The 7,581-nt window shown below is 66.6% G+C and carries 8 protein-coding genes; 3 read left to right on the top strand and 5 right to left on the bottom strand.

Going from position 1 to position 7,581, the window contains the following annotated elements:
• Positions 1 to 1,065: acyl-CoA dehydrogenase family protein (locus JOY90_RS36155; protein ID WP_291695874.1), on the top strand; the 1,065-nt coding region annotated here is incomplete at its 5' end.
• A 25-nt stretch (positions 1,066 to 1,090) separates the two neighbouring features.
• On the opposite strand, the gene JOY90_RS36150 is transcribed toward JOY90_RS36155, so the two are convergent.
• The 4 genes from JOY90_RS36150 to JOY90_RS36135 all read right to left on the bottom strand — a co-directional run bounded on the left by JOY90_RS36150 (position 1,091) and on the right by JOY90_RS36135 (position 4,780).
• A complete protein-coding gene (locus JOY90_RS36150; RefSeq protein ID WP_291695873.1) occupies positions 1,091 to 1,279 on the bottom strand; it encodes an acyl-CoA dehydrogenase family protein in 189 nt (62 codons plus the stop codon).
• A gap of 42 nt (positions 1,280 to 1,321) precedes the next feature.
• On the bottom strand, positions 1,322 to 2,371 hold the full coding sequence (locus JOY90_RS36145) for a hypothetical protein (RefSeq protein ID WP_291695872.1): 1,050 nt from the start codon (positions 2,369 to 2,371) through the stop codon (positions 1,322 to 1,324).
• A gap of 307 nt (positions 2,372 to 2,678) precedes the next feature.
• Positions 2,679 to 4,073 carry an ATP-binding protein gene (locus JOY90_RS36140; protein ID WP_291695871.1) on the bottom strand — a complete coding sequence of 465 codons (1,395 nt, stop codon included), beginning with the start codon at positions 4,071 to 4,073 and terminating at the stop codon, positions 2,679 to 2,681.
• Positions 4,070 to 4,780, bottom strand: a complete 711-nt coding sequence (locus tag JOY90_RS36135) for a response regulator transcription factor (RefSeq protein ID WP_291695870.1) — start codon at positions 4,778 to 4,780, stop codon at positions 4,070 to 4,072. Before JOY90_RS36135 ends, JOY90_RS36140 begins: the two co-directional genes overlap by 4 nt.
• Positions 4,781 to 4,952: 172 nt before the next feature.
• Here JOY90_RS36135 and JOY90_RS36130 point away from each other — a divergent pair, with 172 nt between their 5' ends.
• Both JOY90_RS36130 and JOY90_RS36125 read left to right on the top strand, forming a co-directional pair.
• Complete coding sequence (locus JOY90_RS36130) at positions 4,953 to 5,270, top strand: hypothetical protein (protein WP_291695869.1); 318 nt, start codon at positions 4,953 to 4,955, stop codon at positions 5,268 to 5,270.
• A 332-nt stretch (positions 5,271 to 5,602) separates the two neighbouring features.
• The gene (locus tag JOY90_RS36125) at positions 5,603 to 6,463 is read left to right on the top strand and encodes a TIGR03620 family F420-dependent LLM class oxidoreductase (RefSeq protein WP_291695868.1); all 861 of its coding nucleotides are present in this window, start codon (positions 5,603 to 5,605) and stop codon (positions 6,461 to 6,463) included.
• Between the two features lie 169 nt (positions 6,464 to 6,632).
• On the opposite strand, the gene JOY90_RS36120 is transcribed toward JOY90_RS36125, so the two are convergent.
• Positions 6,633 to 7,523: an LLM class F420-dependent oxidoreductase gene (locus JOY90_RS36120; protein WP_291695867.1), complete on the bottom strand. Its 891-nt coding sequence runs from the start codon at positions 7,521 to 7,523 to the stop codon at positions 6,633 to 6,635.
• Positions 7,524 to 7,581 lie beyond the last annotated feature (58 nt).

Raw genomic sequence — 7,581 nt, 5'->3', positions numbered from 1 at the left:
GGCCAATTCCCGTTCGAGTTCCATCGCGCGATGGCGGACGGCGGCTGGCTCGGGATCACGATGCCGGAGGAATACGGCGGATCGGGCCTCGGCGTCACCGAGGCCGCGATCATGATGCACGAGGTGGCAAGCCATGGCGGCGGCATGGCGTCTTCGTCGGCGGTACATATCAACCTGTTCGGACCACATCCCATCGTTGTGAAGGGGACCGATGACCAGAAGCGGCGCTGGGTGCCACGCCTGGTTGCTGGCGAGGACCAGTGCTGCTTCGGCTTCACCGAGCCGGATGCCGGGCTGAACACGACCCGCATCAAGACGTTTGCAGAAAAAGTCCCCGGCGGCTACCGCGTGCACGGGCAGAAGGTCTGGACTTCGACAGCGCAGGTCGCGAACAAGATCATGCTGCTGACGCGGACCACGAAGTTCGAGGACTGCAAGCGGCCGACAGACGGCATTACCATCTTCTACACCGATCTCGATCGTTCCAGGATCGAGGTGCGGCGTATCCCGAAGATGGGACGCAAGGCCGTCGATTCCAACGCCATCTTTATCGACGGCCTCTTCATTCCGGAAGCGGATAGGATCGGCGAGGAAGGCAAGGGCTTTTCCTATATCCTGCACAGCCTCAATCCCGAGCGCATCCTCGTTGCCGTCGAAGCCGTCGGGATCGGGCAAGATGCGCTGCGCCGGGCGGCCCGCTACGCCAGAGAGCGCGTGGTGTTCGATCGGCCCATCGGTCAGAACCAGGGAATCCAGCATCCCCTGGCCGAAAAATGGATGTATCTCGAAGCGGCGTGGCTGATGGCCATGCGTGCAGCCTGGCTCTACGACAACGGCAAGCCGTGCGGCGCGGAGGCCAATAGCGCCAAATTTCTCGGCGCACGTGCCGGTCACGACGCCGCCTGGCAGGCCATCATGACCCATGGCGGCTTCGGCTATGCCAAGGAGTATCATGTCGAACGGCTCTTCCGCGAAGTCTCGATAACCCGAATTGCGCCGGTCACAGAGCAGCTCATGCTGAGCTTTATCGCCGAGAAGGTGCTCGATCTGCCGAAGAGCTATTGATCTGTTGCTGTTTGCCGCGGCGGCGTCACAGGTTCCGGGAGATCAATTCCCGCATGATCTCCGATGTTCCGCTATAGATGCGCAGCACCCGCGCATCGGCGAATAACCGGCGGATCTCGTATTCCGCATGAAGCCGCGTTGGCGGAAGCCCAGCGCTGCCCGACTTCATGACCAAGAGAGCGGCCAACCTGCTTCGGGACCTCGCAGTTCGCAAGAGTCGACTTCACCATCGATAGGACATCTGCGGCGTAGGCCGTCAGCCACCGCCACGCTCGCGACCATGGCGCGTCGGCGAGAGTGGTACCTGAAGAACGCTGAAGCCCGCGAGCTGGGGAAAGGCCTTGGCTGCATCCGGCGACACCAGCGTGAGCACGGCGGCCGGCACCTGTCCCTGCACCAGGCGATCGACGGCCAGGGCCTCCGTGCCGCTCAATCGCACGTCCGAGGCTCCGGCCGCCACCATGGCCGTGCGCACATCGGCCTCGGCGTCGGAATATCGCTTGTCGATCGCGATGTCCTTGCCGGTCAGCTCCTGCACCGACTTGATATCCGGGCGCGTAACGACCAGCGCGACCAGCGTGTCCTCGACCGGCGCGGCGCCGGAGCGATCGTCGGGCCGCATTGCATTTTCCGAGTGCTCACCGTGCATTGACCTGAGCTCCTCCGCTCCTAAGGCAGTCAACTGCTCCGCGACGGCCGCGGCGGCCATCGCCTGATGTTGGACGGTGGTCGACGCCACCGCAGCGATGGCATCACCCGTCGGCTGTGATCGCACTTTGTCCGCGGGCACGTCTTCGACGGTTTGCGCGCTCGGGATCTCGGCATGGGCGTCGCGATCGGAGCGCGTGATTGCCGCATTGGACGGCCCGCGCGCAGCGCCGTCTGGCGCCTGCGGCCCGTTGGCTGTCGATTGAGAGCTGTCGTTCGCCTCGTGTTGCTCATGGCTTGGAAGCGGTGGCTGCATCGATTGCGGAACTTCCGCCCGCGTGGGGGTCGAGCCCTTTGCCGATGTGACTTGGCTCGGCTGCGACCGTCCGTTCACCCTGGCTTGCTGGCTCCGTTTGACGTTGGAGGGCGAAGCGCGCCCGACGACTCGCTCGCGCGAGACAGCGCCCCGCCTTGCCGGCGCGGTGCCCGGCTGGCGCGTCAGTTCGTGCTGCACCCGGCGTGACCACGCCATGTAGGCCTGGCAGGGAATGTTACAAGGCAATCCGTCGATATAGACCGTGTCGGGCGCTGCCATCGCCTGCGACGCGGTTCCAGATACGATCGACAACAACGCGACCAACATCGTGCAATATTTCACGGCACGCTCTCCCACGTCATCGAATGACAGAATCGGGGAGCCTCTCGAGCCGACAGCGCAATAGAACTAATGAAACGGGCTCGCAGGCCTTATCGCCAATGAATGTTGCCTATCAGTCAAATTCGTCCAAATGGCGATCCCCAGCATGCGAACTGCTGCTCGATGGAACCGCGCACAGCTCGGGCCTCGGTGAAAGTACGAAGCGGACATCGCTTCGGTTTCATGCTCATGACGGCCGGAGGTACATGGAGACCAGTTGCGCGATCCACGGCGGGGCCGAGAGGCGCTGCGTCGGCTTGGTTCCACCTCACGCCGCGCCCGCTCCCGCCTTGCCCTCAGTTCGCACCTCCATCGCCTCGATCGCGGGGATGCTGATCGAGAATCGCGCGCCGCCCGTCGGCGCATCCGATATCGCGATGAAGCCGCCGTGCTGGCGCTCGACGATGCCGTGGGCGATCGCGAGGCCGAGGCCGGTGCCGCCGGTGGTGCGGTTGCGGGATGCTTCGCCGCGGTGAAAGGCGCGGAACACGACCCAGCGATCCGCAGGCGGAATGCCGGGGCCATCGTCGTCGACGGCGACCTCGATCATGTCCTGGCTTCGCTGCAACCACACCCTCGCCTTGCGGCCGTAGCGCAGCGCGTTGCCGATGATGTTCAACAGCGCGCGCGACAGCGCCGCGCGGTCGCCGGCGACCAGGAAGGGCCCGGTGCCGAGCCGGTGCAGCGCCACTTCGCCGCCAGCCAGCCGCACGGCCTCCACCTCGTGCGTGACCACGGCGAGGAGGTCCACGGCTTCCCTGCTCTTCAGCGGGTTGGTGTGCACGGAGAGCAGCAGCGCGTCCTCGAGAAAGGCGTCCATGTCAGCGAGATCGCGCGCCGCCTTGCCGAGCTGCTCCGGATCGTCGAGCAGGTCGAGGCGAAGCTTCAGCCGCTGCACATAGGTCTTGATGTCATGCGCGATCGCGCCCAGCATGGCGTTGCGCTCGTCGAACAATGTCGCGATCTGCTCCTGCATGCGCTGGGTGTGTCGCGCCAGCGCAGCGATCTCCGGCGAGCCGCCGGCAGCAATCCGCTGCGGCACGCCGGTCGCGGCAAAGGCCTCGACCGCGCCCGCGATGCGCTCGACCGCGCGGCCCTCGCGCAGGATCGCGATCAGCACGCCGCTCGCGAGCAGGAGCCCGACGACACCGACCCAGAAGCCCGTCGGCAGGCCGAAGAAGCGCGGCAGGAGGTCGCTGCGCGCTTCCGCGACAAGCCACGCGCCTGGCGCGAGCTGCACATAGACGAAGACCGGTTCGTTCGACAGCGCCCAGTTCAGCGCCCGCCGCTCGGTGCCGAACGGCCGGGCGCGGGTGAGCGCGACCACCGCGTCGGCGCTGCCGCCGAGGCGGCTCCGCACCACATTCTCGATCTCGCGGACATGGGCGAGATCGGACGAGGCGGCCGGCGGGCCCGCGTGTTCAAAACGATAGGAAAGGCCGGCCCAGGAGATCGCGGCGAGCACGTCCTTGCGCTGCGGCTCGCCGAGTTTCGGCCAGAGATGGACGACGGCCGCGATCTGGTCCGGCACCAGGCCCACGCCGCCGACGCGGCGCTTGACCGACTCGACGAAGGTCGCCGTCAGTGCCAGCACCTCGATCAGGATGGCGAGTGCCGCGACGGCGAAGAAGATCCGCCACAATCGTCGTCGCGGCAGCTTCACGGCGCGTCGTCCAGGGGGAGGGTGAGGAGATAGCCGACATTGCGCACCGTCTTGATGCCGTCCTCCGGAAAGCCGGCATCGATCAGCTTCCTGCGCAGCCGGCTCATCTGCACGTCGATGTTGCGGTCGAACAGGTCGGCGGCACGCCCGCGCGTCCAGTCGATCAACTGGTCGCGGGTCAGCGTGCGCCCGGGCCGCTCGACGAAGCAGGCCAGCAGATCGAACTCGCCTGATGTGAGCGGCAGCGCGGCGCCTTCGCGGTCCAGCGCGGCGCGGCGGTCGCGGTCGACGACCAGGCCGCCGACCGCAAGCCGGCCGACGCGCCGCGTGGTCCCGCTCCGGCGCAGGATCGCCCGCACCCGCGCCACCAATTCGCGCCGCTCGAACGGCTTTGGCAGATAATCGTCGGCGCCGGTCTCCAGGCCGATCGAGCGGTCGATACTCAGCGAGCGCGCAGACACCATCAGGACCGGAATGTCGAGCGTCTCGCGCAGATGCTGGCAGAAGGTCAGGCCGTCTTCGCCCGGCATCATGATGTCGAGGATGATCAGGTCGAACTCGTTGCGCGGCCCGACCAGGCGGCGCGCACTCGCGGCGTCCTTGGCCACCCGCACCTCGAAACCCTCCCGCGTCAGCGCGGCTTGCAGCAGCGTGCGGATCTCGTCGTCATCGTCAACGACGAGAATGCTTGTCGACGATTTTACCATCGGTCGCAGTTTCGCAAACACCGGCCCGTGGCCGCAAGCGGCAAATCCCCGCGGCAACAAATTGCAATATTGGAACGCCGGGCGGCAAAACACCGGCGATGTGACGCGCGCATGGTCGGGTCGTTCGCCGCATCCTGAACGGAGCGGCCGTCGGAAATGAAGGAGTAGCATGATGATGATGAAGTCGATGATCGTGGCGGCCTCAGCCGCGCTCGCGCTTTCCGTTGCGACCGCCCAGGCCGCCGACGCCGGCACCTGGTCGACGCGCTGGACCGGCCCGCGCGGCGGCACCTATGAAGGCGGCGGCAGCTGCGCCGGCGGCGCCTGCCAGAGCGCGGGCACGTTCACGGGACCGTTCGGCGGGGTCTGGCATCACAACGGCAGCTCGCACCAGGTCGCGCCTGGGGAGTGGGCCGGCGAGCACACCGTCACCGGCCCGGGCGGTGGTACCTGGCAGAACAGGTGGACCTGGCACGCCGCCGGCAGGTGATAGCTATCGGCGCATGGGTGGGTTAGCGGCGCGCTCGCTCCAAGAGCGAAGGCGTCGCGTAACCCACCATGGTCGCATGACGGAGCCGACGAATCGACGGGTTACGCGACCGCGACCAGCATCTGATCGCGGGAGATAGCGCGTTCACGGTCGCTGACCCATCCTACCATTCCTCGACGGCCTGCGCCGCCGCTCGGGACGAGCGTCGACCCGGACTGCGCGCAACGGCTTGGCCGGGAGCCTTGGCGTGCTAGATTGGCGCGGCCGTTCAGCGTGGAGCTGCTTCAGGCGCTTGTGCGGCTCGAGCCCACCTTCAACCGGAGAAAATCGACATGAAACTCGGACGCCTTGGCGTGTGGTACGGCACCGACAAGCTCGACGGATCGCAACTGCGCGATTTCGTGCGCACGGTCGAGAACAATGGCTACGCGGCCCTGTGGTATCCCGAATCGCGGGGCTACGAGTCGATGTCGCTGGCGGCCTTTCTGCTGTCGTGCAGTGAGAAGCTGGTGATCGGCAGCTCGATCGCCAATATCTATGCACGCGATTCCTTCACGGCGCAGCGCGCCATGGTCTCGCTGAATGCGCTCTATGACGACCGGTTCGTTCTCGGTCTCGGCGTCAGCCACATTCCATTGGTCGAGGGCGTGCGCGGCCATCGCTACGACAAGCCGCTGTCGGCGATGAGCGCCTATCTCGACGGCATCAACAAGGTCGCGCCCGCCGGCGACCTGCCGCCGGTCGTGGTCGCAGCGCTGGGACCGAAGATGCTGGCGCTGAGTGCCGCCAAGTCGCGCGGGGCTGTCCCCTACAACGTGACGCCGAAGCATACGGCCGAGGCCGCCGCGGTGCTCGGCCCTTCGAAGTGGCTTGCGGTGGAGCAGAAGGTCGCGATCGAGACCGATCCCGTCAAAGCGCGGGCGCTCGGGCGCAAGGAGCTGTCGCGTTACATGGTGCTGCCGAACTACCGCAACAACTGGCTGCGCCTGGGCTTCACCGAGGCCGAGCTCGCCGACGGCGGCAGCGACCGGTTCATCGATGCGATGGTGCTGTGGGGCGACGCCGATACGGTCAAGCGCGGCCTGCGGGAGCACTTCGCGGCCGGCGCCACCCATGTTTGTCTGCAGCCCGTCCACGCCGACGGCGATTTCGCCGCCCGCGACCGCATGCTGGCCGCGCTCGCCGATACCTGAGGTGAGCGCGCGGCCTCCCCACCACGGCTGTGGTCGCCCGGCTTGACCGGGCGGCCCAGCATTCCAGAGACACCTTGGCTTGATTCGATACGCCGCGGCGTGCTGGATGCCCCGGTCGAGCCGAGGCATGACGGCGGAGGGAGTGGCTTCACATACTCACTGGCCTTCCTCAGAGCAGGTCGGCGACGGCGTTCCGGTAGCGCCGCATCGCAGCGACATGGTCGGCCATGCTCCGGCCGGCCATGCGCTTGTGGTGGTAGCCGCCGAAAGTGTTGTGCAGCGTGACATGCGTGACACCTGCCTTCTTCCAGAAGCTGATCTCCTCGCGCCAGTCCTTCTCGGTGCCTGTGCCGGTCGAGGTCCAGACTTCGAGGCCGACCGACGCCGGATCGCGTCCCTCGGCTTCCACCAGGCGGCGCAGCTTGTCGAACTCGGCGACGGCCTTGGGTCCCGGCGGCTCGGACAGCATCATCCAGCCGTCGCCCCACTTCGCGATCCGCCGCAGCGTCACGTCCATGTGACCGCCGAACCACAGCGGAATTTTGCGGCTTGGCGGCCGCGGATTGATGCCGGCGTCCAGGAGGCGGTGCCACTTGCCTTCGAACGTCACGTAGGGATCGGCCCACAGCGCCTTCATGACCTGGACCTGTTCCTCGGACCGCTTGCCCCTGTTGTGGAAATTCTCGTTGAGGCCGACGAACTCGATCTCGTTCCAGCCGACGCCGATGCCGAACCGGAAACGGCCGCCGCTGAGCACGTCGAGGCTGGCGGCCTGCTTGGCCACCAGCACCGTCTGGCGCTGCGCGAGGATCAGCACCTGGGTGGAGAGCTCGACCTTCTTCGTGCAGGCGGCGATGAAGCCGAACGCCACGAAGGGGTCGTGGAACAGGCCGAGTCCGCCCGCACGGCCGCTGGCGGGGTTGTCCGGGTTGCCGCCGAGCACGTGGTCCGCCAGCGTCAGGCCGTCGTAGCCTTCGGCCTCGGCGAGCTCAGCGAATTCGCGCACGATTCCGCCGTCGCCGCCGATGTCGCCGAAAGGCAGGGCAATTCCGAGATGCATGGTCGTTTCCTCGTTTTGGCTGGTTGCCGGTTTCCCGCTAATCTATAGATTTCCGCGA

The organism is Bradyrhizobium sp. (assembly GCF_019242285.1).
In the GTDB taxonomy this organism is placed as follows: domain Bacteria; phylum Pseudomonadota; class Alphaproteobacteria; order Rhizobiales; family Xanthobacteraceae; genus Bradyrhizobium.
This window is presented reverse-complemented; position numbering and strand designations above follow the sequence as displayed.